At 71.2% G+C, this 24,302-nt stretch carries 23 protein-coding genes; 15 read left to right on the top strand and 8 right to left on the bottom strand.

What is annotated here, in order from left to right; translation table 11 throughout:
• Positions 1 to 96: 96 nt before the first annotated feature.
• Complete coding sequence (locus ACFYW8_RS01210) at positions 97 to 1,041, bottom strand: NADP-dependent oxidoreductase (RefSeq protein ID WP_365873527.1); 945 nt, start codon at positions 1,039 to 1,041, stop codon at positions 97 to 99.
• 532 nt (positions 1,042 to 1,573) lie between these two features.
• Here ACFYW8_RS01210 and ACFYW8_RS01205 point away from each other — a divergent pair.
• Complete coding sequence (locus tag ACFYW8_RS01205) at positions 1,574 to 2,593, top strand: LLM class flavin-dependent oxidoreductase (RefSeq protein ID WP_389065532.1); 1,020 nt, start codon at positions 1,574 to 1,576, stop codon at positions 2,591 to 2,593.
• Between the two features lie 152 nt (positions 2,594 to 2,745).
• Here the strand turns inward: ACFYW8_RS01205 and sthA are convergent, their stop codons facing one another.
• A complete protein-coding gene (gene sthA, locus ACFYW8_RS01200; protein WP_389065528.1) occupies positions 2,746 to 4,149 on the bottom strand; it encodes a Si-specific NAD(P)(+) transhydrogenase in 1,404 nt (467 codons plus the stop codon).
• 478 nt (positions 4,150 to 4,627) lie between these two features.
• On the opposite strand from sthA, the gene ACFYW8_RS01195 reads away from it, so the two are divergent.
• The gene (locus tag ACFYW8_RS01195) at positions 4,628 to 6,529 is read left to right on the top strand and encodes an AMP-dependent synthetase/ligase (protein WP_389065524.1); all 1,902 of its coding nucleotides are present in this window, start codon (positions 4,628 to 4,630) and stop codon (positions 6,527 to 6,529) included.
• A gap of 302 nt (positions 6,530 to 6,831) precedes the next feature.
• Here the strand turns inward: ACFYW8_RS01195 and ACFYW8_RS01190 are convergent, their stop codons facing one another.
• The gene (locus tag ACFYW8_RS01190; protein WP_389065520.1) at positions 6,832 to 7,473 is read right to left on the bottom strand and encodes a DUF6629 family protein; all 642 of its coding nucleotides are present in this window, start codon (positions 7,471 to 7,473) and stop codon (positions 6,832 to 6,834) included.
• A 312-nt stretch (positions 7,474 to 7,785) separates the two neighbouring features.
• Here ACFYW8_RS01190 and ACFYW8_RS01185 point away from each other — a divergent pair, with 312 nt between their 5' ends.
• The 9 genes from ACFYW8_RS01185 (at position 7,786) to ACFYW8_RS01145 (ending at position 16,364) form a co-directional block, all read left to right on the top strand.
• The gene (locus ACFYW8_RS01185) at positions 7,786 to 8,001 is read left to right on the top strand and encodes a DUF4177 domain-containing protein (protein ID WP_151467464.1); all 216 of its coding nucleotides are present in this window, start codon (positions 7,786 to 7,788) and stop codon (positions 7,999 to 8,001) included.
• Between the two features lie 195 nt (positions 8,002 to 8,196).
• Positions 8,197 to 9,000, top strand: a complete 804-nt coding sequence (locus tag ACFYW8_RS01180) for a VOC family protein (RefSeq protein WP_389065517.1) — start codon at positions 8,197 to 8,199, stop codon at positions 8,998 to 9,000.
• 162 nt (positions 9,001 to 9,162) lie between these two features.
• Entirely contained in the window at positions 9,163 to 9,615 is a 453-nt protein-coding gene (locus ACFYW8_RS01175) for a cyclic nucleotide-binding domain-containing protein (RefSeq protein ID WP_365873514.1), read from the top strand.
• Positions 9,616 to 9,683: 68 nt separating this feature from the next.
• Positions 9,684 to 10,529, top strand: a complete 846-nt coding sequence (locus ACFYW8_RS01170) for an N-formylglutamate amidohydrolase (RefSeq protein WP_389065510.1) — start codon at positions 9,684 to 9,686, stop codon at positions 10,527 to 10,529.
• Between the two features lie 89 nt (positions 10,530 to 10,618).
• Entirely contained in the window at positions 10,619 to 11,443 is an 825-nt protein-coding gene (locus tag ACFYW8_RS01165) for an amidohydrolase family protein (protein ID WP_365873510.1), read from the top strand.
• Positions 11,444 to 11,492: 49 nt separating this feature from the next.
• Positions 11,493 to 12,806 (top strand): DUF4032 domain-containing protein, encoded by a 1,314-nt coding sequence (locus ACFYW8_RS01160; protein WP_389065504.1) that lies wholly within the window; start codon positions 11,493 to 11,495, stop codon positions 12,804 to 12,806.
• Between the two features lie 95 nt (positions 12,807 to 12,901).
• Positions 12,902 to 14,578, top strand: a complete 1,677-nt coding sequence (locus ACFYW8_RS01155) for an FAD-dependent oxidoreductase (protein ID WP_389065501.1) — start codon at positions 12,902 to 12,904, stop codon at positions 14,576 to 14,578.
• A complete protein-coding gene (locus tag ACFYW8_RS01150) occupies positions 14,575 to 16,017 on the top strand; it encodes an ATP-binding protein (protein ID WP_389065497.1) in 1,443 nt (480 codons plus the stop codon). The genes ACFYW8_RS01155 and ACFYW8_RS01150 overlap by 4 nt, the downstream gene beginning before the upstream one ends.
• Complete coding sequence (locus tag ACFYW8_RS01145) at positions 16,014 to 16,364, top strand: UBP-type zinc finger domain-containing protein (protein WP_365873502.1); 351 nt, start codon at positions 16,014 to 16,016, stop codon at positions 16,362 to 16,364. Before ACFYW8_RS01150 ends, ACFYW8_RS01145 begins: the two co-directional genes overlap by 4 nt.
• A 58-nt stretch (positions 16,365 to 16,422) precedes the next feature.
• Here ACFYW8_RS01145 and ACFYW8_RS01140 read toward each other — a convergent pair whose 3' ends face one another.
• On the bottom strand, positions 16,423 to 16,914 hold the full coding sequence (locus tag ACFYW8_RS01140) for a VOC family protein (RefSeq protein WP_365873500.1): 492 nt from the start codon (positions 16,912 to 16,914) through the stop codon (positions 16,423 to 16,425).
• 239 nt (positions 16,915 to 17,153) lie between these two features.
• On the opposite strand from ACFYW8_RS01140, the gene ACFYW8_RS01135 reads away from it, so the two are divergent.
• Together ACFYW8_RS01135 and ACFYW8_RS01130 are read left to right on the top strand one after the other, a co-directional pair.
• Positions 17,154 to 17,285: a hypothetical protein gene (locus ACFYW8_RS01135; RefSeq protein WP_389065487.1), complete on the top strand. Its 132-nt coding sequence runs from the start codon at positions 17,154 to 17,156 to the stop codon at positions 17,283 to 17,285.
• 222 nt (positions 17,286 to 17,507) lie between these two features.
• A complete protein-coding gene (locus tag ACFYW8_RS01130; RefSeq protein ID WP_365873498.1) occupies positions 17,508 to 17,735 on the top strand; it encodes a hypothetical protein in 228 nt (75 codons plus the stop codon).
• A 4-nt stretch (positions 17,736 to 17,739) separates the two neighbouring features.
• On the opposite strand, the gene ACFYW8_RS01125 is transcribed toward ACFYW8_RS01130, so the two are convergent.
• Positions 17,740 to 18,207, bottom strand: coding sequence for a hypothetical protein (locus ACFYW8_RS01125; protein WP_389065481.1), 468 nt, complete (start codon positions 18,205 to 18,207; stop codon positions 17,740 to 17,742).
• 110 nt (positions 18,208 to 18,317) lie between these two features.
• Positions 18,318 to 19,811, bottom strand: a complete 1,494-nt coding sequence (locus ACFYW8_RS01120; protein ID WP_389065477.1) for a serine hydrolase domain-containing protein — start codon at positions 19,809 to 19,811, stop codon at positions 18,318 to 18,320.
• Between the two features lie 387 nt (positions 19,812 to 20,198).
• Between ACFYW8_RS01120 and ACFYW8_RS01115 the strand changes: the two genes are divergently transcribed.
• Complete coding sequence (locus ACFYW8_RS01115) at positions 20,199 to 21,830, top strand: serine/threonine protein kinase (RefSeq protein ID WP_389065472.1); 1,632 nt, start codon at positions 20,199 to 20,201, stop codon at positions 21,828 to 21,830.
• A gap of 23 nt (positions 21,831 to 21,853) precedes the next feature.
• Here ACFYW8_RS01115 and tgmB read toward each other — a convergent pair whose 3' ends face one another.
• Together tgmB and tgmA are read right to left on the bottom strand one after the other, a co-directional pair.
• Complete coding sequence (tgmB, locus tag ACFYW8_RS01110; RefSeq protein WP_389065468.1) at positions 21,854 to 22,807, bottom strand: ATP-grasp ribosomal peptide maturase; 954 nt, start codon at positions 22,805 to 22,807, stop codon at positions 21,854 to 21,856.
• A 14-nt stretch (positions 22,808 to 22,821) separates the two neighbouring features.
• Positions 22,822 to 23,013 (bottom strand): putative ATP-grasp-modified RiPP, encoded by a 192-nt coding sequence (gene tgmA / locus ACFYW8_RS01105; RefSeq protein WP_261706291.1) that lies wholly within the window; start codon positions 23,011 to 23,013, stop codon positions 22,822 to 22,824.
• Between the two features lie 250 nt (positions 23,014 to 23,263).
• Between tgmA and ACFYW8_RS01100 the strand changes: the two genes are divergently transcribed.
• Positions 23,264 to 24,292: a hypothetical protein gene (locus ACFYW8_RS01100; protein WP_389065463.1), complete on the top strand. Its 1,029-nt coding sequence runs from the start codon at positions 23,264 to 23,266 to the stop codon at positions 24,290 to 24,292.
• Positions 24,293 to 24,302: the final 10 nt, after the last annotated feature.

The following is a 24,302-nucleotide window of genomic DNA, read 5'->3' as shown; positions in this document are numbered from 1 at the left end:
CGGGCCTCCAGCACGCGCGGACGAGGTCGGGCTCACTATCTAAGCGCTTGTTCACCCTCGCTGTCACGTGTGACGGCCCCCACCGCACAAGGGGTCCTAGGAGACCCGCAGTACGATCTTGCCGCGCCGGTGCTCCCGTTCGAGGGCCGAGTAGGCCCCGGGCGCGCTCTCCAGCGGAACGATCCGGTCGACCTGCGGGACCAGCCGGCCCGACTCGACGAGCGCCGTCAGCTCCTCCAGACCGGCGCGGTCCGGCTCGACCACGAAGAAAACCCCGCGGGCGTCCACCCCGTCCGGAGGCGCCGGCGGCGCGACGACGCTGACCAGGACCCCGCCCGGCCGCAGCACCTGCCAGGAACGGTCCAGGGTGTCCCCGCCGACCGTGTCGAACACGACGTCCGCGTCCAGGACCTCGGCCTCGAAGCGCTGCCCGGCGTAGTCGATCACGGTGTCCGCGCCCAGGCCACGCACGAAGTCGGCGTCCCGGGCCGCCGCGGTGGCCGTCACCGCGGCCCCCAGCGCGGCCGCGACCTGCACCGCGAACGAGCCCACGCCGCCCGCCCCGCCGTGCACGAGCACCCGCTGTCCCGGCGCGACACCGGCATGGGCGACAAGCCCCTGCCATGCCGTCAGACCCGCGAGCGGCAGCGCGGCCGTCCGCTCGTGGTCGAGCGACCCCGGCTTCGCGGCGAGATCCGCCGCGGGAACGGTCACGTACTCGGCCGCGGCCCCGTCCCGGGTGAAGGGAATCAGGCCGTAGACCGCCTCACCGGGCCTGAAGTCCGCGACACCGTGCCCGAGCTCGGCCACGACACCGGAGACCTCCTTGGACGGCACGATCGGCAGGCGCGGGCTGCCGCTGCCTTCGAAACTGTCGGTCCAGGTCGCGTCCCAGCCCAGCTCCCCCGAGGTGACGGACGCCGCCCGGACCTCGACCAGCACGTCACCGGGACCGGGGACCGGCCTCGGCGCGACCTCGTAGACCAGTTCCTCCGGGCCGCCCCGCCGATGACCGCGCACCGCGTGCATCGTGCCGTTCATCCGCTTCCTCCTCATCGGGACGGCACAGGGCCGCCGTCGAGTCGATCGCCATCGAGAGCTCCGGCTCCGGCGCGGACCGGCCGTTCTTCACGATAGATCCGGGACCGGCGGCTTTCCTGCCGGGCTCGTACGTCCTGCCGGCGCGAGTGCGGCACCGGCGGCTCTCCGCGGGGCTCGACCGGTGCCTCTTACCGCAGGGAGAACGGGCTCCCGGGTCAGCGAGGACCGCGGGCCACGGCGGCCCACGGGCCGGAAACGGTCACCCCGGCCGGCCCCGGAACGGCGTCGGCGCGAAGAGGTCCGACCCGTCACCACGGGGGGAGTGACGGGCCGGACCCTGAACCCACGGTGCCATGCCCGGATCGTGTCGCGCAGCGTCTTCGCGAAGTCCCGCGCGGCACGGTTCGCGGACACCCCGCGCCGCGGCCCCCTGACCTGCCAGGTCCTGCGGGGCGGCCGACGATGACCGCCTGCGACAATCTGCGGCAGCGCCGGTGTTCGACGCGGCGTGCCGCGAACGACGGAGGAGCCTGTGCCACTGCCTTCACGCCCCTTGCGAAAGCTGGGCTTCCTGACCATCGGCCTTTTCGACGAGCGCGACCCCGGGCGCGGCCACGAGTCCACACTCGGCATCATCGAACTGGGCGAGCGGCTGGGCTTCGACAGTGCCTGGCTGCGCCACCGCCATCTCCAGTACGGCATCTCCTCGCCCGTGGCCGTCCTGGCGGCCGCCTCGCAGCGCACCCGCCGCATCGAGCTCGGGACGGCCGTCATACCCGTGGGCTGGGAGAACCCACTGCGCCTCGCCGAGGACCTGGCGACGGTCGACGTGCTGGCGGAAGGCAGGCTCAACCCGGGTGTCAGCGTCGGACCGCCCCTGCACTACGAGCAGGTGAAGCACGCCCTCTATCCCGACACCGGTGAGAGCGAGGACTTCGGGTACGGGCGGGTGGAACGGCTGCTCGACTTCGTGCGCGGCGAGCCGGCCTCCGACTTCAGCGGGACGGAGGGCTTCGAGGTCTTCTCGGACCGCGTACAGCCGCACTCCCCCGGCCTGGGCCGCCGCATGTGGTACGGCGGCGGCAGCCTGCGGTCGGCGCGGTGGGCGGGCGAACACGGCATGAACTTCCTGACCAGCAGCGTCGTGAAGGCGGAGGAGTCCGAGGACTTCGCCGAGATCCAGCTCTCGCACGTACGGGCCTTCCGCGCCCACCATCCGGAGGGGGACCGCGCCCGAGTCTCGCAGGGGCTCGTCGTGATCCCCACCGACAGTGCCTCACCCGAGCAGCGCGCGAGGTACGAGGATTACGCCCGTGGGCGGCTGGCGCGGACGACGGCGCCGCAGGGGCCGGCGCGCCTGATGTTCGCGCCGGACCTCGTCGGCAGCTCCGACCGCATCGCCGAACAGCTTTACGCCCAGGCCGCGTTCAGGGAGATCGACGAGGTGGCGTTCGCTCTTCCGTTCACCTTCGGCCATGAGGACTACGTCCAGATCCTCACCGACATCGCCACGAAGCTGGGCCCGGCGCTGGGGTGGCGACCGGCCGTCTGAACGGGGCCCGAGGGCCCGCCGGGAGGCGCGATCGCCACCGGCGGGGACGGGTCGACGGCGGGAAGGCGTCGCGGGGCGGGAAGGCGGCGCCGGGTGGGCCGGGTCGACGCCCGACACGTCGGTCCCGCCCACCCGGGAGCGTCTCGCGACGATCAGTCCCTGAGGCGGTCGATCTGCCGGATCTTGTTGGTCGCGTCCAACGCGGCGACCTTGTAGGACTCGGCGAGCGTCGGGTAGTTGAAGACGGCGTCGACCAGATAGTCCACCGTTCCGCCGCAGCCCATGACGGCCTGGCCGATGTGGATGAGCTCGGTCGCGCCCGTACCGAAGCAGTGGACGCCGAGGAGCCTACGGTCGTCCGGCGAGACCAGCAGCTTCAGCATGCCGTGCGAGTCGCCGATGATCTGCCCCCGGGCCAGTTCCCGGTAGCGGGAGATGCCCACCTCGAACGGCACGCACTCCTCGGTGAGCTGGTCCTCGGTCCGGCCGATGAAGCTGATCTCCGGGATGGTGTAGATGCCGATCGGCTGCTGGTCGAGCATCCGGTTCACCGGCTCGCCGCAGGCGTGGTACGCCGCCGTACGGCCCTGTTCCATCGAGGTGGCCGCGAGCGCCGGGAAGCCGATGACGTCCCCGACGGCGTAGATGTGCGGCACCTCGGTGCGGTAGTGCTCGTCGACGGTGATCCTGCCGCGCGGGTCGGCGGACAACCCCGCCTTGTCCAGGTCTAGTTCATCGGTGAGACCCTGTCGGCCCGCCGAGTACATGACCGCGTCGGCGGGGATCTTCTTGCCGCTCTCCAGGACCGTGAGCGTGCCCCGGGCGTGGCGCTCGACGGCGGCGACGGTCTCGCCGAACCGGAAGGTGACGGCGAGCTCCCGCAGGTGGTACTTCAGCGACTCGATGACCTCGACATCACAGAAGTCGAGCATCCCGGAACGCTTCTCGACCACCGTGACCTTGGAGCCGAGGGCGGCGAACATGGAGGCGTACTCCATGCCGATCACACCGGCGCCGACGATGACCATGGAGCGCGGGACCTGCTCCAGGTTCAGGACGTTGTCCGAGTCCATGATCGTCTGCCCGTCGAACGCGACGGTCTCGGGCCGCGCCGGACGCGTTCCCGTGGCGATGACGATGTGGTCGGCGCTCAGCCGCTTCTCGTTGCCGTTCGCCTCGACCACGGCGACCGTGTGGTCGTCCACGAAGCGGCCGATGCCGGCGAACAGGGACACATGGTTGCGCGAGAGCTGGCTGCGGATGACGTCGACCTCGCGATCGACCACGTGCTCGGTGCGAGCGGTCAGATCGGCGACGGTGATGTCCTCCTTCAGCCGGTAGCTCTGGCCGTACAGATCCCGCTGGCTGAGGCCACTGAGATACAGGACCGCCTCGCGCAGCGTCTTGGAGGGGATGGTTCCCGTGTGGATGGAGACCCCGCCGACCATGTCGGGGCGGTCGATGACGGCGACCCGACGGCCGAGCTTGGCGGCCGCGATGGCGGCCTTCTGTCCACCCGGGCCGGATCCTATGACGAGCATGTCGAAGTCGCGCACCTGCGGAGTCTGTCAGCCCGGGACCGCTTCCCGGAAGGGTGAACGGGTGATCAGTCGCCGGAGTGACGGATGAAGCGCCGGCTCGCGGTACGGCCACTGTCATCGCCCCGGCACCCCGATGCCCGTGCCACAGCCCTCCGTACGGGCGGTCCCCACTCGTCGGGGTCACCGAACCGGGCCGTCGCCGTCCGGGCGACCGCCACCCGTCCCGCGCCCTGCCCGAGTGGGGACCGTCCGTCCCGTCCCGTTCGTGCCGCGGCGTCCCGGGGAAGGCCATCGGCTGTCAACGGCCGCCGCACGACCAGCTGTTGGTATTCCTGTCGGCCGAAGAGGAGGGCCCGGGAAACGGAAACTCAGCGTCGGGCGAACGCATGCCGGAATGGGGCGCGGGCGTCGCCGGTGTGGGCTACATTCGGGAATCCTCGGCATCGACGCCTCCGGGGGTGAGGCCACGTCGAGGAGAATTCCGGAGCGGCGAATGCACCAGTCCCACCTTCCTCCACCGCCAACGGCACTCACTCAGGGGGGACTCGCCGACAGCCTCCGCGAAACGGCGCTCAGCACCCCTGATCTGCCGCAGCTCGCGCGCCGCGCCGAGGGTCGCTCGGGCGCCTGGACGCAGGTGACGGCGGCCGAGCTGTGGGGCGAAGTGGTCGACGTGGCACGGGGGCTCGTCCGGTCCGGCATCCGGCCGGGCGACCGCGTGGCCATCATGGCGCGCACCCGCTACGAGTGGACGGTGTTCAGCTACGCCCTGTGGTCGGTCGGCGTGGAGATCGTGCCGGTCTACCCGACGTCGTCGCACGAACAGGTCGCGTGGATCCTGAAGGACGCCCACTGTGTGGGCGTGGTGGTCGAGGACGAGCAGGGCGTCATGACGGTCGGCTCGGCCTGCGCCGCGCTCCCGTTCCTGCGCCATGTCTGGCAGTTGGACAACGGGGCGATCGCGCAACTGGTGGAGCGCGGCCGTGCGATACCGGCGACCGCGGTCGACTCGCTGCGCCGGATAGTGCTGGCCGACTCCACCGCGGTCGTCGCGTACACCTCCGGCACGACCGGACAGCCCAGGGGCTGCGCCCTGACGCACCGCGGTCTGGCGAGCCCCTGCGACACGCTGCTCGAAGGCTGGGGACACACGGTGGCGCCGCCGGGTGTGCAGCCGGCCGTCCTGGCCTTCCTGCCCTTCTCCCATGTCTACGGCCTGATGATCCAGGGGGTCTGTCTGCGCGGCGGCATCCTGATGGGGCACGAGCCGGACCTGAGCGAGGAGACGCTTTCCGAGGCGATGCTCACGTTCCGGCCGACCTATTTGTACGCCGTCCCGTCCGTGTTCGAGAGGATCTACAAGAACTTCGTGAAGGCGTCCCAACGAGCGGGCCGCAGCGCGCTGTTCGAGCGCGCCATGCGCACGGCGCGGGACTTCGCCCTGGCCGAGGAACAGCAACGGCTGGGCACGGGTGCGGGCCCGGGCTTCGATCTGCGGCTTCAGCACTCCCTCTACGAGAAGACGGTGTACAGGAGGCTGCGCGGCGCGCTGGGCGGGAGGGTGGGCGGCGCGGTCTCGGGCGGCTCCCCGCTCAACCGTGAACTCGCCCTGTTCTTCGCGGGAATCGGCATCTCCATCCACGACGGATACGGGCTCACCGAGACCAGCGGAGGAATCACCGCCCAGCCGGTCGGGCGGGCGAAGTCAGGCACCGTCGGACGCCCTCTGCCGGGCACGGAGGTCCAGGTGTCCGACGACGGGGAGATCCACGTGTGGGGGCCCTCCGTCTTCCAGGGCTACATCAACGACGCCGCGGCGACCCGGTCCTCGTTCCGCAACGGCTGGCTGGCGACCGGGGACCTCGGTCAGGTCGATGCCGAGGGATATCTGACGATCACCGGCCGCAAGAAGGACATCATCATCACCAGCGGGGGGATGAGCGTGGCCCCCGCCGCTCTCGAGGAACGGCTGCGGGTCCACCCGCTCATCCACCAGGCGGCCGTCGTGGGCGACAACCGGCCCTGCGTGGGCGCCCTCATCACCCTGGACCCCGAGTTCGTCACGCACTGGCGCGCCTCCCGGGCCAAGGGCGAGACACCCGCCCGGGACGCGCGCGAGGAGAACGAGCTGCGCGAGGAGGTCAGGCGCGCGGTCGCGGCGGCCAACACCACCGTGTCCCGCTCCGAGTCCATCCGGGTCTTCCGTGTCCTGCCGGAGCCCTTCGACCTGTCCAACGGGCTGCTGACGCCCTCGCTGAAACTGCGCCGGGACGCCATCGCCGAGCGGTACGCCGCCGAGATCGAGGCGATGTATCAGACCTCGTCCCGGGTTCCGCGGGAGGCGGCGATCGGTGAGCCGTCGATCCTGGACGACTCGGACAACGTGTTCCGGTGATCGGGACACGGGCGGCCCACGGCACGGCGCGGCACGTAGGAGCCTCCCAGGAGTGACCTCAGCGGCGTGACACGGCTCCTGGGCTCCGGCTGCTCTGTGGCGTTCATGTGCCCACCTTGCGCCGGGCCGGCCGCGCCGACCAGACCCCTCCGGTGAGCAGGACCACCGGTCCTGGTACCGGCACCGCCACGGTCACCGGGAATACGGGGCTCCTCGCTCAGCGGGACCCGGTGGCGTACCGGACGGACTCCTGTGCGCGGGGCAGCCGCGGGGTGCGGACCGTGCCGTCGTGATCCGTCACATCACGCGTGGCCGACCCGCTCGTGCGGGGCGACGGCCTCCCTCGAGTTCACCCGGCCCAGCAGGGACACCGAGACGACCGCCGCGAACGCGCACCACGTCGAGACGAACTCCAGCTCCCACAGCGACCAGCAGATCGTCGCGCCCGCCGCGACCAGGACCCCGAGCAGCAGCAGCCCCCGGTCTCCGGACACGAGCAACGCGCCGACGGTGGCGAAGAGGTAGCCCACGATGACCAGTTCGTGCTGGGGCAGGTCGACGACATAGCCCATGGTGTGGCCGCGGGTCTCGGCCCGAACCGGATGGACGGCCATGGCGTGCGCGAGCGCCGCCGCGGTGGCGATACCGGCGGCGAGCGGGAACAGCAGCCTGGGCCGGGCACGTCTCGGCACCGAGCACAGCACGCCCGCCGGCACCCACACGGCCAGCAGCGGGAGGGCGATCACTGCCCAGGCCACGGTGGCGGGACCGGTACCGCCACCTGCGTCCCAGACCCGGGATTCGACGATCTGGTGGGCGCCGAGCAGCAACGGCAGCGCGGCCAGCGGGAGATCCCGCCTCCGCCGCGCCCGCACGACACAGGCCACCCCGACAGCGGCGACACCGGCACCGGCCACCAGATCCGCCGTCGCACTCCAGCACATCACGCCCCCTGAATCCGCCGTCACAAGATCCTGTCGTGTGGAATCCACGCTACGACGCCCTACACGCCGGGCCCGGCGTGGACATGCCGCAGGAAGGTGGGGCGGCCCTCCGCGAGCCGGGCCGGCCGGCCGGGCCTCGGCAGGCCGGGAGGGAGCCGGAGCGGCCGCCCGGTCCCCCGCCGCGGCCCAGGCACATCATGAAGTTTCAACAAAGCTGGGCGTACGGTCCGGTTCGCCCCTGTGCCACGCCCGCGAAGAGTGATTGGGTGGGCCTCGGCCATGCCATCCAACACGCAGGAGAGCTCCGCAACCATGAGCACCCCGTACACCTTCGAATACAAGGTCGTCACGTTCCGAGAGTCGCTGATCGGCGACGCGCTGGACAGCGACAAGCTGGAAAAGGTCCTGAACAAGCATGCCGAGGACGGCTGGGCGCTCAAGGCGATCACGGCCGCGGACGTCAAGGGCCGCATAGGTCCCGGCGCCGTGGAGGGGCTGCTGCTCACCCTGGAGCGTCCGCGCGCCTGACGCTCGTATGGTGCGAGCGGTGCCCGGGCGGGGGATGCTGTTGCTGATGGGACAGCGGATCCGCAGGTGCTACTGATGCCGTCGGGGGTCTTCCGGCACGGAAGGCCCCTCACGGCTGAACTCACGTCCGGGGACCCGACGAGGCCCCGCACCCCGCGCGACCGCTGCCGGCCAATCGGTCCAGGACGGACGGCGATGAAGAGCGACGGAACACTCCACACCGGTGTCGTCACCAGCCAGTCGGTGTTCGGCGCACCGTGCTGGGTCAGCCTGACCACCCGCGATCTGCGGGCCGCCCAGGCCTTCTACAGTGCGGTCCTCGGCTGGAAATGGGCCGCGGGCACCAGAATGGGCGACCAGTACCGGATCGCCCGTGTCGCCGGGATTCCGGTCGCCGGAATCGCCGAGGTCGGTTTCGTGGCGAGGACACCGGTCTCCTGGACCCCGTTCTTCGCGGCGGCCTCCGCGGACGAGACGGTCTCCCGAAGCCAGGAGCGCGGCGGTACGACCGCTGTCGGGCCGATCTCGCTGCCACCGGGCCGGGTGGCGCTGCTGGCCGACCGGGACGGCGCGGTCTTCGGCATCTGGGAGGGCGAGCTGGTCTCCGGCTGGGAACGCTGGCGCAACGCGGCTCCCTCCTTCATCCGACTGCACACCCGGGACGCCTTCGACGCCGCCATCTTCTACGGGGAGGTGCTGGGCTGGGCGTCCGCGGTCCCCGGCTGCTGCGAGGTCGACTACGAGGAGAACGAGGTCGTCCTGCGCAGTTTCGGTGACGTGGTGGCCCGGATCTACTCCGGCGCGGTGGGGGCGGCCCCGGACCCCGGCCTCCGGCCGCACTGGCAGATCCACTTCGCCGTCGACGACGTGGAGGCCTGCGTCCGCGCGGCCCGCGTCCACGGCGGCACCGCCCACCAGCAGGGCGTCGGCTCGATGGAAGCCGTCCTCACCGACCCCGACGGGGCTCGCTTCTCGGTGACCTCCCGGGCCGCCCGATGACACGGCGGACGAAGCGCCCGCGACCGCCCGGCGGCGAAGTCGCCGGGCCCACGACGCGACGGATTACTCCGTTCGGGCTCCAATAGAGGATGACGGGATACCACCGGTACGACAGGCGCCGCCGACCCACGTGGTCGCGAGGCGACCCGATGGAGGTCCGCGATGCCCACTGCTCTCCGGCTCCTGCACGCTCTCTCCCCCGAACACCGCGAACGGCTGATGAGCGTGGCCCGCGAGGTCTCCTTTCCCGCGGACGGGCCGATCTTCGAGGAGGGAGGCACCGCCGACCGCTTCTGGGTGGTCCGCTCCGGAACGGTCTCCCTGTACCAGCGGGTCATCGCCGAGAGACGGATCACCGTCGCGCAGCTCGGGCCCGGTGACCTGCTCGGCTGGTCGTGGCTGTTCCGCCCGCACACCTGGGACTTCGGAGCCGAGGCGTTCAGCCCGGTGCGCGCCTACGAGTTCGACGCCGCCGAGGTACGGACGCTGTGCGACCAGGATCCGACGCTGGAGCTGTCGCTGACCCGGACGATCGGCGCCATCCTGGCCCACCGTCTCGAAACGACCCGCGCGGCACTCATCGAGCACTACGCACGGCGCGGAGGGAGCAGCTGAGGGACGCGGCCGGGGTCGGGGGTTCCGGTCCTGCCCACTGTCGGACCCGGCTGCGACAGTGATCCCTTATGAACGACATCCTTGATTCCCCGGACGCCCAGGACTCCTTCGCGGTCCTGCCCGGCGCCGTCCACTCACCCGTGATCCTGCACGTGCCGCACTCCTCCCGGGAGATTCCCGCGCCGGTCCGTGACGGCATCCTCCTCGGCGACGCGGCGCTGGAGAGCGAGTTGGACCACATCACCGACGCGCACACCGCCGAACTGGCGGCGGCCGCGGCCGAGGCGGCCGGGCTGACACCGTGGCGGTTCGTCAACCGGCTCTCCCGGCTGGTCGTCGATCCCGAGCGCTTCCCGGACGGGCGGGAGGAGATGCTCGCGGTCGGAATGGGCGCGGTCTACACACGGACGACGCACCGGGCGCCGCTGCGGCCCGCGGACGTCGATCCGCGGCCGCTGGTCGACCGCTACTTCCACTCCTACGCGCGGGCGATGACCGACGCGGTCGCCGACCGGCTGACCGCCACCGGGCGGGCCGTGATCATCGACGTCCACTCGTACCCGACGGCCCGGCTGCCCTACGAACTGCACGGGGACGGACCGCGTCCGCCGGTCTGCCTGGGAACGGACTCCTTCCACACACCGCCGGAACTGGTCTCGCTCGCGGAGAAGGCGTTCGCCGGACTCGGCGGTGTGGGGATCGACAGCCCGTTCTCGGGCGCGTACGTCCCCTTGCGGCACTACGAGCGGGAACCGCAGGTCGCGGCGCTGATGGTGGAGATCCGGCGGGACACGTACATGAAGGAGCCGGGAGGCCCGGTGAGTCCGGGGTTCACGCGTCTCGCCGCGGCCCTGACCACGCTCGTGGACGCGGTGGACGAGTGGACCCGGAGCGTCGGCACCCTGGGCAGGTAGCCACGGAGCGCGGGGCGTCCTAGAGTCGCGGTAAGCAAGCGCTCAGCCACCGATTCACCGATCCATCGGTTCAGGGAGGGCACGGGACCATGCCGGTCGTCGACGCGTGGATGCAGCACCCCACACTCCGTCACTCCAACCACGAGATGTTCGAGTCCCTGCGCCGCTGGACCGGCATGAAGGTGCTGGACGAGGAGCTGCCGGTCGAGGTCACGGTGGCCGCGCTGGCGGCAGCCGACGTCGACACCGGTCTGTCCGCCGCCTGGTACGGGCCTCAGGGCGCCCTGATCACCAACGACGAGGTCGCCGGATTCGTGGCGCGGTCGGACGGCCGGCTGCGCGGGGTCGCGGGCGCCGATCTCACACGCCCCGTCGCGGCGGTGCGGGAACTGCGGCGGGCCGTCGAGGAGTTGGGCTTCGTGGCCCTGCGGATCATTCCGTGGCTGTGGCAACTGCCGCCCACCGACCGGCTCTACTACCCCCTGTACACAGCCTGCGCCGAACTCGGCGTCCCCTTCTGCACCCAGGTCGGGCACACCGGCCCGCTCCGCCCCTCCGAGACCGGCCGGCCCATCCCGTACATCGACCAGGTCGCGCTCGACTTCCCCGAACTGACCATCGTCTGCGGGCACATCGGCTACCCGTGGACCACGGAGATGATCGCGGTCGCCGACAAGCACGCGAACGTGTACATCGACACCAGCGCCTACACCACCCGCCGCTACCCGCCGGAGCTGGTCGGCTATCTGCGCGGCCGGGGACGGCGCAAGGTCCTCTTCGGCTCCAACTACCCGATGATCGAGCCGAGTCGGGCACTGGAACACCTCGGTGAACTGGACCTGGACGAGGAGACCACCGAGCTGTTCCTGTCGGGCAACGCCCGGCGCGTCTTCCGCCTCCCCGATCATTCGTAGATGCTGGGGCCGGAACAGCGTTCGACCGTGAGGTGAGGGCAGCCCGGCCATGGCTTTTCAGATCAGCGCGACCAACCCGGAGCACCCCGCGCTCCTGCTCGAACTGCCGTGGCAGCAGCCCCTGGAGGAGTGGCCCGAGCACCTCCTGGTGCCGCTCCCGCGCGGCATCTCCCGGCACGTGGTGCGCTACGCGCACGCCGGTGACGAGGTGGTGGCCGTCAAGGAACTCGCCGAGCGGCCCGCGGTGCGCGAGTACGGGCTGCTGCTCGGCCTGGACCGGCTCGGGATCCCCGCGGTCGACCCGCTCGCCGTGGTCACCGGCCGCACCGACCCTGCGGGAGAGCCGCTGGAGTCCGTACTGATCACCCGGCATCTGGGCGGCTCGCTGCCGTACCGGTCGATGTTCGAGACGACCATGCGTCCTGCCACCATGCACCGGCTGATGGACGCGCTGGCCGTCCTGCTGGTGCGGCTGCACCTGGCCGGCTTCGCCTGGGGCGACTGCTCGCTGTCCAACACGCTGTTCCGCCGCGACGCGGGAGCGTACGCCGCGTACCTGGTGGACGCCGAGACCGGCGAGCTGCACCCGGGGCTCAGCACCGGTCAGCGGGAGTACGACCTCGATCTCGCCCGGGTGAACATCAGCGGCGAGCTGCTGGACCTGGAGGCGGCGGGCGCCCTGCACCCCTCGGTGGACCCGATCGAGTTCGGACAGGAGATCTGCGCGCGCTACCGGGGCCTGTGGGAGGAGCTGACCCGCACCTCCGTCTACCCGGCGGGCAAGTACCACTACATCGACCGCCGCATACGCCGCCTCAACGACCTCGGCTTCGACGTCGCCGAGATGCAGATCGCGAGTTCCTCCAACGGCGACACCGTCACCTTCGTGCCCAAGGTCGTCGACGCGGGGCATCATCAGCGCCAGCTGCTGCGGCTGACCGGCCTCGACACCGAGGAGAACCAGGCCCGCCGGCTCCTGAACGACCTGGAGAGCTGGATGGCCACCCAGGACGACTACGCGCCGAGCGGGCCCGCCCCTGGCTCCCGGCCCGGTCCGGGCGGCGGGCACCCGCATGCCGCCCGGCCGGAAGTGCTCGCCCACCGCTGGGTGCGCGACGTGTTCCGGCCGACGGTCCGGGCGGTGCCACAGGACCTGCGCGGCTCCATGGACCCGGCCGAGATCTACCACGAGCTGCTCGAACACCGCTGGTTCCTGTCCGAGCGCGCCCAGCACGACATCGGCATGGACGCGGCCGTCGAGGACTACGTCACGAACATCCTGCCCGAGGTGCGCGACCCCCTGCCGGTCCCGGCTGACGCGCCGGAGCCGCCCCGCGGGTACCCCGTTCCCGAGCAAAGGTGACCGATCGTACATACGATTGGCTCTGTACCCGCCCTGCGGCGCCCGCGGTGTCCGCTCGGCCGGAACGCAACTGACCAGCTCGGGGTGGGAGAGGTATGACCCAGGCCGCCAGTCCGGCGCGGACCGTCATTCTGACCGTCGACGACGACCCAGGGGTGTCGCGCGCCGTCGCCCGGGACCTCAGGCGCCGCTACGGCGAGGGGCACCGGATCGTGCGCGCCGAGTCCGGGGACGCCGCGCTGGAGGCCCTGCGGGAGCTGAAGCTGCGCGGTGACCAGGTGGCCGTGATCCTCGCCGACTACCGGATGCCGCAGATGAACGGCATCGAGTTCCTGGAGCAGGCGCTCGATGTGTATCCGGGCGCCCGCCGCGTGCTGCTGACCGCGTACGCGGACACCAACGCGGCGATCGACGCGATCAACGTGATCGACCTCGACCACTACCTGCTCAAGCCCTGGGATCCGCCGGAGGAGAAGCTCTATCCGGTCGTCGACGACCTCCTCGACGCCTGGCGGGCCAGCGACTACCGGCCGGTGGGCGCCTGCAAGGTGGTCGGCCACCGCTGGTCGGCGCGTTCGTCGGGTGTCCGGGAGTTCCTGGCGCGCAACCAGGTGCCCTACCGGTGGTACTCCTCGGACACCCAGGAAGGGCAGCGTCTGCTGGCCGCCGCCGGGCAGGACGGACAGCGGCTGCCGCTCGTGGTCACCCCGGACGGTACGCCGCTCGTCGAGCCCGAGGACCACGAGATCGCGGCGCACGTCGGTCTCGCCACGACGCCCACCTCGGAGTTCTACGACCTCGTCGTGATCGGCGGCGGGCCGGCCGGACTCGGGGCCGCCGTGTACGGCGCGTCCGAAGGCCTGCGTACCGTGCTCGTCGAACGGTCCGCGACCGGCGGACAGGCGGGCCAGAGCTCTCGGATCGAGAACTACCTCGGCTTCCCCGACGGTGTCTCCGGGGGCCAGCTCACCGACCGGGCGCGGCGGCAGGCGGCCAAGTTCGGCGCCGAGATACTCACCGCGCGTGAGGTGACCGGGCTGGAGGTCACCGGGGCCTCGCGCACCATCCGCTTCTCCGACGGCTCCGCGATCTCCGCGCACGCGGTGATCCTCGCGACCGGTGTGTCGTACCGGCAGCTCCAGGCGCCCGGCCTGGCCGAGCTGACGGGCTGCGGCGTCTTCTACGGCTCGGCGCTCACCGAGGCGGCCGCCTGCCAGGGCCACGACGTGTACATCGTGGGCGGCGCGAACTCGGCCGGCCAGGCGGCGATGTATCTGGCCCGGGGCGCCAAGTCCGTCACCATCCTGGTGCGCGGCTCCTCGCTGTCCGCCTCGATGTCGCACTACCTGATCGAGCAGATCGGCGAGGCGTCCAACATCTCGGTGCGCACCGGCACGGTCGTCGAGTCCGCGCACGGCGACGGCCATCTGGAGCAGCTGACCCTGCGCGATGTGGAGAGCGGCCACACCGAACTCGTCGACGCGCAGTGGATGTTCCTGTTCATCGGCGCGGCCCCGCTCACCGACTGGCTGGAGGGCACGGTGCTCCGGGACGGCCGCGGATTCATCGTGGCGGGCCCGGACATGACAGCCGACGGGCAGCCGCCGCGCGGCTGGGAGCTGGACCGGCCTCCGTACCACCTGGAAACCAATGTGCCCGGCGTGTTCGTTGCCGGGGACGCGCGCGCCGAGTCGGCGAAGAGGGTCGCGTCCGCGGTCGGAGAGGGAGCCATGGCCGTCATGCTCGTCCACCGTTATCTGGAGCAGTCGTGAGCGGGCGGCCGGTGCCGTGCGACGCGGCGGAACTCAGCACGCTCTTCCTGTTCGAGAAGCTCGACGACGACCAGCTGGACCGGCTGTGCCGGGAGGGCCGCACGGAGCAGTTCGACCCCGGGCCCGTCTACACCGAGGGTGAGCCGGCCACCTGCTTCTACGTACTCCTCGAGGGCACGGTGGTGATGTCGCGCCGGGTCGGCGCGGACGACGTGGAGATCAGCCGCACCTCGAAGCGAGGGGTGTACGCGGGCGCGATGCAGGCGTATCTCAGCGGCCCGGACGACGCCCGGTACAAGGGTTCCATGCGGGTCACCGAGCCCTCCCGGTTCTTCGTCCTGCCCGCGGCGACGTTCTCCGCGATCCTGCGGGACTGGTTCCCGATGGCCGTCCATCTGCTGGAGGGCATGTTCTTCGGCAGCCAGAACACCCAGCGGACCATCGGGCAGCGCGAACGGCTCCTGGCACTCGGCTCGCTGTCCGCCGGGCTCACGCACGAGCTCAACAACCCGGCCGCGGCGGCCGTGCGGGCCACCTCCGCGCTGCGCGACCGGGTGGCCCACATGCGGCAGAAACTGGGGGTGATCGCGTCGGGACCGTACGCGCGCGACACTCTGGAGACCTTGGTCGAGATCCAGGAGCGGACCGCCGAGCAGGTCGCCAAGGCCACCCCGCTGAGCCCGCTGGAGGCCTCCGACCGGGAGGACGCGCTCGCCGACTGGCTCGACGACCACGACATCGCGGGCGGCTGGCAGCTGGCGCCCACGTTCGTGCAGGCGGGGCTCGACACCGACTGGCTGGACCAGGTCGCGGCGGCCGTGGACGGACCGACCCTCGAAGGCGCGGTCCGGTGGCTGAACTACACGGTCGAGACCGAGCTGCTCATGAACGAGATCGAGGACTCCACCACCCGGATCTCGCACCTGGTGGACGCGGCGAAGCAGTACTCACAGATGGACCGGGCGCCCTACCAGGTCGCCGACGTGCACGAACTGCTCGACAGCACCCTGATGATGCTCGCCGGCAAGATGGGCTCCGGCATCAAGGTCGCCAAGGAGTACGACCGGTCGGTGCCGCGGATCCCGGCCTATCCGGGCGAGTTGAACCAGGTGTGGACGAACCTCATCGACAACGCCGTCTCGGCGATGGACGGCGAGGGGAAGCTGACCGTGCGCACCGCGCTCGACGGCGACCAGGTGCTCGTCGAGTTCCACGACACCGGTTCCGGGGTGCCCGCCGAGATCCGTGACCGCATCTTCGACCCGTTCTTCACCACGAAGCCGGTGGGCGAGGGCACCGGGCTCGGCCTGGACATCTCCTGGCGGATCGTCGTCAACAAGCATCACGGAAGTCTGATGGTGCAGTCCGTGCCCGGCGACACCCGCTTCCAGGTGCGCCTGCCCCTGACCGTCGCGGAAACCTCAGAGGAGTCGTCATGACCACGCCGAACGGAATCGACCCCTCCGTCCCGCCGAGCGGCACCGGCTGCACGGAGTGCGACGCGGCCGGCGGGTGGTGGTTCCATCTGCGGCGCTGCGCCCAGTGCGGGCACGTCGGCTGCTGCGACGACTCCCCGGCCAAGCACGCCACCGCCCACGCGCGGAGCACGGGGCACCCGATCATCCAGAGTTTCGAACCGGGCGAGAGCTGGTTCTGGGACTACGACACCTCGGAGCTGTACGAGTCCGGTCCCGAGCTCGCTCCCCCGGCGAGCCATCCGCTCGACCAGCCCACACCCGGCCCCGCGGGGCGCGTTCCGGCGAACTGGGCCGAGACGCTGCGCTGAGGCCCCGGCCCGGCATGGTGAGGCCACCGCCGGTGAGGCCACCGCCCCGACGCAGGGCTCAGAGCACCTTGCTGCCGTACATCTCGCCGAGCGGGTCGGCGAGCAGTTCGACCCGGGCACCGTCGGGGTCGCGGAAGTAGAGCGAGGCGCCGCTCTCCTGCGTGTACGCGACCTCGGCGGCGTCGAGTCGCTCGCGCAGGCCGCGCCAGGTGACGGGGTCGACCGAGATGGCGAGGTGGTGCAGTCCGCCGAGGACCTCCGCGTACGGACCGAGGTCGAGGCCCGGGAAGTCGAAGAAGGCGAGCAGATTGCCGTTGCCGAGGTCGAAGAAGAAGTGGGTCGAGCCCTGGTAGTCCCGGTTCTCGATCATCTCGGTGAGGGGGAAGCCCAGGACGCCCTGGTAGAACCGTACGGTCCGCTCCACGTCCGAGGAGAGCAGCGCGACATGGTGCACGCCGCGGGCGGTGCTCGCCGGCCTCTCCGGCATCAGATGGGCGTCCCGGATCCGCTGACGCTCCGCCTCGATCGCTGTCAGGTCCAACGCGCCCATCGAAGGCTCCTCACCCGGAGAAGTAGCAACGCACTTCGTACTGAAGACAACCACTTCACTGAATACAACCACTTCACGCCATACGACGGCTTCGCATCCGCCCGCGTTCCGCCCGTCGGGATGCGCGGCGCGGCGCGAGGGACGATCCTGGAGACATGTCCGGACGGGCTCCTTTGGTTGTGCATCCGGCCCTGGATACCAGTGGCCGCGAGGTTACCGCGCGGGGTGAGAACCTCGGCGTGGCGTTCTCGGACGAGGATCTGCTGGAATTCCTCGGCCGGGCCGGTCTGCCGGACGCGGAGGATCTGCTGGACGATCCTGCGTGGGTGAAGTGGCGTGGAGGCCAGGCGCACTTCTACGGAACCGGATAACGGGTAAGGCCACGGCCCTTCGGGAAAGGATCGTCGCGTTGCTCCGAACGGGGGGTGTGCTCACCCGACCCGGTGGGCGGTCGGCGCGGCACGTACCACCGGTGCGTACGCACACGTTGCTCCGGCATGGACAGCACTCACGAAGCGTCGCGACACCTTCCCGTTCGTGCGGGTGCCGGTACCCGTGCGGGTGCCGGTACCCGTGCGAGCGCCGGCACGGTCATGGGAACCGGCACCGGCCGCCCCCGCACCGAACCCTCCGGCCGTCCCGGTCAACAGTGCGGCCATCCGCCGATCTACGCCCAGCTCGTGTCGGAGTGGCGGGCCGAGGGCCGGCTGGTCCCGGAACCCCGCGAGGTGCTGTGGGCGAGCTTCGCCGCGGCGGTTCCGGAGAAGGACGCCGAGGGATCCGTTCCCGCGTTTCCCGTACCGCGCGGCCTGCCCGACTAGCTGGCTAGTCCTCGGCCGACGGCGCGAGAACGGCGAGGGTGCCGTTGGCCTGGCGCAGCGCCAGTTCCAGGGAGAGGGCGGGGTGCAGGGCGCCCGTCCCGTCCGGCGGGATGATCCACTCAAGCGGTCCCGCGGAGCGGTACGGCGGCGGTACGGCGATCCACGAGCCCTTGCCGAGGTGGCGGAGCCCCGATCCCTCCCATCGGCTCGCGGGGTCGGGCGGCAGGAAGAAGCCCACGCGGCGGGCCGCGCAGTCGACCAGGGTCGGTCCCGGCACCTGGATCGGGTCGGACCACAGGATGTCGAGGGCGAGCAGACCGAGTTGCTCGGGCACGCTCAGCACGTCCCAGTAGCGTCCGGCTTCCAGGAGCACTCCACCGCTGCCCTGGTCCCACTCGCGTTTGCACGCTCTCGGGTTCGTGGCGGCCGCCGCCAGCCACTCGACACTCTGCATCCACATCACGTTCGTCATGGATCACCCCGGAGATAGTCTCCTCCGCTCGGCAGGCGCGGAGGGAGGCACCGGCCAAAGGCCCGCGGTCGCCCGCCAGGACCTCGGCATACGCATGTTGGTAGATATCTCTACGTGGCGGAAGGGGTGGCGCGGTGTGGTGTTTCCCGTTGGCCCGTTGACGACTGCCGTGACGGTGCGTGAAGGGACTCCAGGGAGCGGGCGTGGAGCGGGGTCGTGTGCCAACGGGCCGTGAAGGTGCGGCCGGGCAGGGAGCAGGTCACGGTCAGCCGGTGCGGGGTCTCCAGGAAGAACACGTCGACGCGCAGGGTGACCGGGTCGGTCCAGCCCCCGCTGACCGCCGTGGGCGTCGGGCCGGGATCGACGGTCCAGCCGGTTCCGCCGAGCCGCAGCTCGAGTCGCCGGTCGCCCTCGACCAGGGCGACGCGCGGGCCCTGGTCACCCTGGGTGACGACCACGCCCGTCAGTGTCGGCTGCTCCGCGCAGACGCCTTGGGCGGGCACGAATTCCGCGTCCGACCAGGCGTCCACGGGCTCCGGGGGCTCGGGCGCGGCCTCGACCGGGGGCAGGGCGAGCCGGGCGAGCCGTCGGCGCAGGGCGTCGTCGGCCTCGCCCCCGGCCGGCAGCGGTGCCGTACCGAACGCCGGCAGCAGGTGCCGCCACATCAGGTCCAGCAGCTCCTGCATCCGGTCGGTGGCCGCGGTCGTCGCGATCACCGCGTCGTGCTCGGGCAGCACGACGCAGAACTGTCCGAACGCCCCGTCGCCGCGGTATCCGTGCCGCCCCCGCCAGAACTGGAATCCGTAGCCCTGCTGCCAGTCCGAACCGGCTCCCTCGGGGGTGCCGTCCCCGTTCGCGATGTGCACGCGGGTCGCCTCCGCGATCCACGAGGCCGGAAGCAGCCGTTGTCCCTCCCAGACGCCTTCGCGCAGATAGAGCTGGCCGAGCCGGGCGATCGCGTCGGTCGCGGCGTGCAGCCCGCTGAAACCGATCTCCCGGTCCGCCCGGTTCCGCGTCCAGGCGGTCTCCCCGATACCCAGGGGGTCGAACAGGCGTGGCCGCAGATACTCGGTCAGCGACAGACCGGTCACCCGCTGGACGATCGTGGCGAGCGTGTAGGTGGCGGACTGGTTGTACGCGAACACGGTCCCGGGGTCCCGGTCCGGCGGAATCAGCAGAAAGCCGCGTACCGTCTCCTTCCGGTCGAGCCGGAGCGCGTCGGCGTAGGTCTCGGCGAGGTGGCCGCTGGCCATGGCCGCGACATGCCGGACCAGCATCGCGCGGCTGCGCGGATCGGTGATGTCGGCCTCGAACTCGGGGAAGTACGAGATCACCGGGCGGTCCAGCTCCAACAGACCCTCCGCCACGGCGAATCCTGCCGCCGTGGAGGTGAAGCTCTTGCTGAGCGAGTAGAGCAGTTGCAGGCGCTCGGGCGTGTACGGCGCCCACCAGCCGGCGGCCACGAGGTGCCCGTGGCGCAGGATCATCAGGCTGTGCGGTTCGACGTCCGGATCGGCCTCGACGGCGTCGAGGAACGCGGTGATGCCCGAGGCGTCGACTCCCTGCTCGGCGGGCGGGCTGACGGGCAGCGGTCGGGCACTCATGGGGGCGGCCTCCGGATGGCTCGGGTGGTGAGCGGCGACTGGACACGGTGAGCAGAGGGCACTGTGTGCATCTGGCATCTTTTCCCGGGCGGCTCCCTCCTGTCCACGTCCCGGCGGCGACAGCACGCCCGTGTTCTCGACCCGGCGTCAACTCCCTTCCTCCTAGGGCGAGTTACCGAAAACGGCGGGCTGCGGCCCGCTGCCTCGGCAAAGCGGCCGCGCGGTGAATCGACGGGGAACACGGGGCCGAACCGTTCGTACGGGCGCACGACGGCGGCGCGGCCGGGAAAAAACAGATATCTCCATCCGTCTTCCGTTGAACACTCTTCGTCACCTCCCGCGTACTTCTGGGAAAGGTGAGTGCTCGGTACGCGACGAGGGATGACGATGGCCAAGGCGCAAGACTCCGCCGGCGAGTTGATCGCCGGGCGATACCGGCTGCTCGACGTCGCCCTGCGCGAAGAGGGCCGGGAGATCTGGCACGGCGATGACACGGCTTTCGGACGGCCCGTCGTCCTGACCCGGTCACGGGTCGCCGAGCACCGGGGCGAGGAGTCGCGGGAGCCCGCCGCCGACCGGATCCTGCGCGCGGCCGAGATCCTCGGTCCGGCCTGTCCCGGCCTGGTGGCCGCGGTCCTCGACGTAGTCGAGGAGCCCGGCTCCGTGTGGACCGTGACCGAGCGGCCCCCGGGCGAACCGCTGACCGAACTCCTCCTGCGCGGTCCCGTCGCCCCGGTGCGGGCGGCCCGGATCGGGCTCGGCGTCCTCGATGTCCTCACCGCCGCCCACCACGAGGGCATTCTCCACGGCGAACTCGGCCCGAGCCAGGTGTGGGCCGACGAGCAGGACACGGTCACGGTGACCGGGATCGGACTGACGGCGGCCACCGACGCTACGCGCGTCACCGCTCCCTCGTACGCCTCCCCCGAACAGGCCCGCGGTGAGGGCGGCGCACCCGCGGCGGACCTCTGGGCACTGGGCGCGATCATGTACGCGCTCGTGGAGGGCCGGCCCGCCGTGCGGGACCGGGGGCAGACGGAGGCCACACTGCGGGCGGTGGACCGGCTGCCGGTCAGGGCGCCGCGGAGCGCGGGCCCGCTCGCGCCCGCCGTTTTGGGGCTGCTGCGCTGGGACCCCGTGGAGAGAGTGCCCGAACCGGTCGTGCGCGAGGCGCTGACGCGCATCCTCCGGCAGAACCTCGAAGAGTCCACGCCACCGGAGCCGCTGCCCGACCTCCTCGATCCCACCGGGAACCTCCGCGACGGGGGCCCGGACGAGGAGCGCCCGGCACGGACCCGGGGAGGCCTGCCCGTAGGCCGGCCGGTTCTGCTGGGCGGGGTGCTCGCCGTCACGGTCGTCGCCGTCGCGGTGTTCGCCTCGATGGGCGGGCCGCGGGGCGGGGACAACGCGTCCGCGTCCGGCTCCGCACCGTCACGGACGGCCTCACGCACACCGTCCACGGCCCCCACCGCGGCCGGCTCGCGGCCCGGCCGGACACCGACGGCGTCCTCCGAGCCCTCGCCCTCGCCCTCTCCCACCGCCGGCTCGACACTGCCGGCGGGCTTCTCCGTCTACCGGGCGGCCCAGGGCTTCTCCGTCGCCCTCCCGCTGGGCTGGAAACCCGTGGAGACGCAGTCCTCCGACGATCTCGCCTACCGGGTGACCTTCGGCGCGAGCGGTGACCCGCGCACCCTGGCCGTCACCTACAGCACCCAGTTGGGTCCGGACCCCGTCGCCGTCTGGAGCGCCCTGGAACCGTCCCTGCGTGCCGTGTCCACCGGCTACGAACGGGTGGGCGACATCCAGCCGGTGACGTATCGCGGCATGAAGGGCGCCGACATGGAGTGGTACTCCGTGTCCCGGGGAGTACGGGTGCGCACCCTGGGCCGCGGCTTCCTCCTCGGCGGCCACCGGGGCTTCTCGCTGCGCTGGACGACCCCGGCGGACGACTGGGACACCACCGCCAACCGGCAGGCGCTGAACGCCTTCCTCAACTCCTTCCGGCCGAACGCGAAGTGATCGACCGTCATCGAAGGCTCATGTCAATGCCCTTCCGGGATTCGCGGACCGGACCTTCGCTGCGCCAGCCACACGGCGACCTCATCGGCGATGGGCTGCCCGGTCTCCAGTTCGACGAAGCCGAACTGGCCTCCCTGATTGCACTCCAGGAACCACCAGATGCCCTCCGCGTCCTCGGCGAAGTCGAAGGCCGCGTAGGCGAGTCCGGTGAAGGCGAGGTAGTCGTGGACCGCACGGGCGATGCGGTGGGGCACCGGTGTGGGCTCCCAACCGTTCCCCGTCTCACCGAACCGGCCGTCGATCTGGCCTGGCTCGGCGGTCTTGCGGGCGGCGAACAGCCGGGTGCCGATGCCGGTGAGCCGGATGTCGGCGCGTTTGGGAATGTACCGCTGGAGCAACGCGGGGCCGGCCGCCACGCCGGAGAAGTCCGTGTCGGGTCCGACCAGTGTGGTGGGCAGGGCCGCCGGAGGTTCGCCGGGCGGCGGCCCCGATGCGGATTTCACCACCACGTCCCCGTACTCCTGGACGAACTGCTGGGCCACCCGGGGAGCCGTCGTGATCACGGTGGGCGGCACCGCGAATCCGCTGCTGTGGGCCACCCGTAGCTGCCAGGGCTTGTGCCGGGCCTGTTCGGCCCGGCGCGGGTGGTTCATCCAGCGGGTCGAGGCCGAGTAGAGCATGCCGAACAGGGCCTGCCTGGTCTCGGCGGTGAGCCAGGCGGAGGGTTCGGCGGCATGGGCCGCCGGCTCGCCCGGCCTGCGCACCCACACGGAGCGCAGGCCTCCCATGCTGAGCACATGGCCGTTGACCGACAGATAGCCGTCGAAGTCACCGTGGGCGTAGTCGGCGGACAGCACCGCCTTGCCGGGCAGGTCGGCGGGATCGAGGCGCACCATGGGCACGCCCCGCTCATGCAGTTTCGCCACCACCATGTCGGCGGTGACGTCCTGTTCGGCCGTGAGTATGAGAACCGTCATGCGCGCGGCATCCGTCAGTCGTCGAAGTGCGTCTGGGAACCGGCCGTCGACGTCGTGGTGCCGGTCGCCATCAGCAGCGCGCGATCGCTGACGGCCGGGCGGCCGTCGGGCAGCACGTTCAGTTGCAGGGACACGTCGAAGTGGTACGGGGGTACTGCGGCCGACTGCCCTGAGGGCTGGGCGTAGTTGAGAGTGAACGGTCGCACGAAAATCCTCCCGCGGTCGCGCGATGGTCGATACCCAGCCGTACGTGACGCGGCCGTAAGGAATTCATCACTTTCTGCCACATCGGGGTGAAGGTCATCACATCGCGTCGTTTCTGGCTTACACATTTCGGATGTACTGGGGTGTCCGCTTGGTTCCGGTCCATGCGGGGGTGCTTGATTCCACGCAAAGCTTAGGCCAATGCTTCATCCTCCGTGACATCAACGCCCCGCCATCCCAGGAGAGTTCCCGTTGACCGCAGCGATCACCTCGTCCGAAGAATCCGCCGCGCGCGCCGACGCGCCGAACCCCGTCGAGCGCGACGCCCATGACTTCGGCGCCTACGCGCGAAACGGCGGCTGGGCCTTCGCGCTGAAGGTGGCGCGCAGTGTCCGTCCCGGCGGGCAGTCCGCCGACGAGACGCGGAAGGTGTCCGCGAAGGAGTTCGCGGAGCTGGCCGGCTGCTCGCCCGAGCGCGTCATGCGCTACTACAAGGCCTGGGACCGGGCCGCCGACGACGGCCTGGTCCCCCACTTCGAGACCCTGCTGCCCGGCGCGGACGCCGAACTGCCGGACGCGGAGGCCTGGTCCACGTACTACGCCTCCCGTTCGAGCGCCGCCTCCGAGCGCGGCACGGCCATCGCCGAGGCCGCGGAGGCCGAGGGCATCCGTCCCACCAAGGCCCTGGAGGTGGCCGAGAACCCGACCGCGCTGCGGGCCGCGATCCTCGCCGACCCCTCCACGGCGAAGGCGGCGCGGGCCGCGCTGCTCGACCGGGTGAAGGAGGACCCGGCACTCCAGACCGAGTTGGCCCGCGACATCTCCCGCACGGACGAACTCAAGAAGGCGGTCGCCACCGAGAACCGGGCGGCCGACCGTATCGGCTATGTGCGCCAGATCGCGGAGAAGGGCCAGATCAGGACACCGGCCGGGCAGACCCTGGACGCACCGGCCGAGCTGCGCTCCGAGGCCGAGCGGCATCTGTCCCTCCTCGACGAGCTCGACGAGGGCGAGGACGCGGGCGAGTGGGCCACGGAGGCGTACGACACGATGAAGAGCCTCGTCGTCGAGACGGTGGAGGCCGACCCCGAACTGCGCGTCCAGGAACGCCGGACGAAGTTCTACAGCAGCCTGCAGAAGGCCACCAGGGTTTTCGATGAGCTGACGTTCGACGACGCCGACGACATCTACGAGGACGACATGGTGCAGCGTCTGGAGGAGCTCCAGCAGGCGATCGGCACCGCCATCGCGGCGCTGCGCGGGGCGGCCGGCCGGGGGTGAGCGGGCCGCT

It is taken from the genome of Streptomyces sp. NPDC002742 (genome assembly GCF_042888885.1).
Classification (GTDB): Bacteria; Actinomycetota; Actinomycetes; order Streptomycetales; family Streptomycetaceae; genus Streptomyces.
Note: the sequence above shows the minus strand (reverse complement) of the source record. Positions and strands in the feature narration are given on the sequence as shown.

Bases quoted from the DNA above. Each gene is read 5' to 3' on its own strand.
- ACFYW8_RS01130 (WP_365873498.1), top strand. From the start codon at position 17,508: ATGGGAACCGGCACCGGCCGCCCCCGCACCGAACCCTCCGGCCGTCCC.
- ACFYW8_RS01195 (WP_389065524.1), top strand. From the start codon at position 4,628: ATGCACCAGTCCCACCTTCCTCCACCGCCAACGGCACTCACTCAGGGG.
- ACFYW8_RS01170 (WP_389065510.1), top strand. From the start codon at position 9,684: ATGAACGACATCCTTGATTCCCCGGACGCCCAGGACTCCTTCGCGGTC.
- ACFYW8_RS01210 (WP_365873527.1), bottom strand. From the start codon at position 1,041: ATGAACGGCACGATGCACGCGGTGCGCGGTCATCGGCGGGGCGGCCCG.
- ACFYW8_RS01125 (WP_389065481.1), bottom strand. From the start codon at position 18,207: ATGACGAACGTGATGTGGATGCAGAGTGTCGAGTGGCTGGCGGCGGCC.
- ACFYW8_RS01145 (WP_365873502.1), top strand. From the start codon at position 16,014: ATGACCACGCCGAACGGAATCGACCCCTCCGTCCCGCCGAGCGGCACC.
- ACFYW8_RS01160 (WP_389065504.1), top strand. From the start codon at position 11,493: ATGGCTTTTCAGATCAGCGCGACCAACCCGGAGCACCCCGCGCTCCTG.
- ACFYW8_RS01165 (WP_365873510.1), top strand. From the start codon at position 10,619: ATGCCGGTCGTCGACGCGTGGATGCAGCACCCCACACTCCGTCACTCC.
- ACFYW8_RS01115 (WP_389065472.1), top strand. From the start codon at position 20,199: ATGGCCAAGGCGCAAGACTCCGCCGGCGAGTTGATCGCCGGGCGATAC.
- ACFYW8_RS01140 (WP_365873500.1), bottom strand. From the start codon at position 16,914: ATGGGCGCGTTGGACCTGACAGCGATCGAGGCGGAGCGTCAGCGGATC.
- ACFYW8_RS01120 (WP_389065477.1), bottom strand. From the start codon at position 19,811: ATGAGTGCCCGACCGCTGCCCGTCAGCCCGCCCGCCGAGCAGGGAGTC.
- ACFYW8_RS01185 (WP_151467464.1), top strand. From the start codon at position 7,786: ATGAGCACCCCGTACACCTTCGAATACAAGGTCGTCACGTTCCGAGAG.
- ACFYW8_RS01180 (WP_389065517.1), top strand. From the start codon at position 8,197: ATGAAGAGCGACGGAACACTCCACACCGGTGTCGTCACCAGCCAGTCG.
- ACFYW8_RS01155 (WP_389065501.1), top strand. From the start codon at position 12,902: ATGACCCAGGCCGCCAGTCCGGCGCGGACCGTCATTCTGACCGTCGAC.
- tgmB (WP_389065468.1), bottom strand. From the start codon at position 22,807: ATGACGGTTCTCATACTCACGGCCGAACAGGACGTCACCGCCGACATG.
- ACFYW8_RS01190 (WP_389065520.1), bottom strand. From the start codon at position 7,473: ATGTGCTGGAGTGCGACGGCGGATCTGGTGGCCGGTGCCGGTGTCGCC.
- ACFYW8_RS01175 (WP_365873514.1), top strand. From the start codon at position 9,163: ATGCCCACTGCTCTCCGGCTCCTGCACGCTCTCTCCCCCGAACACCGC.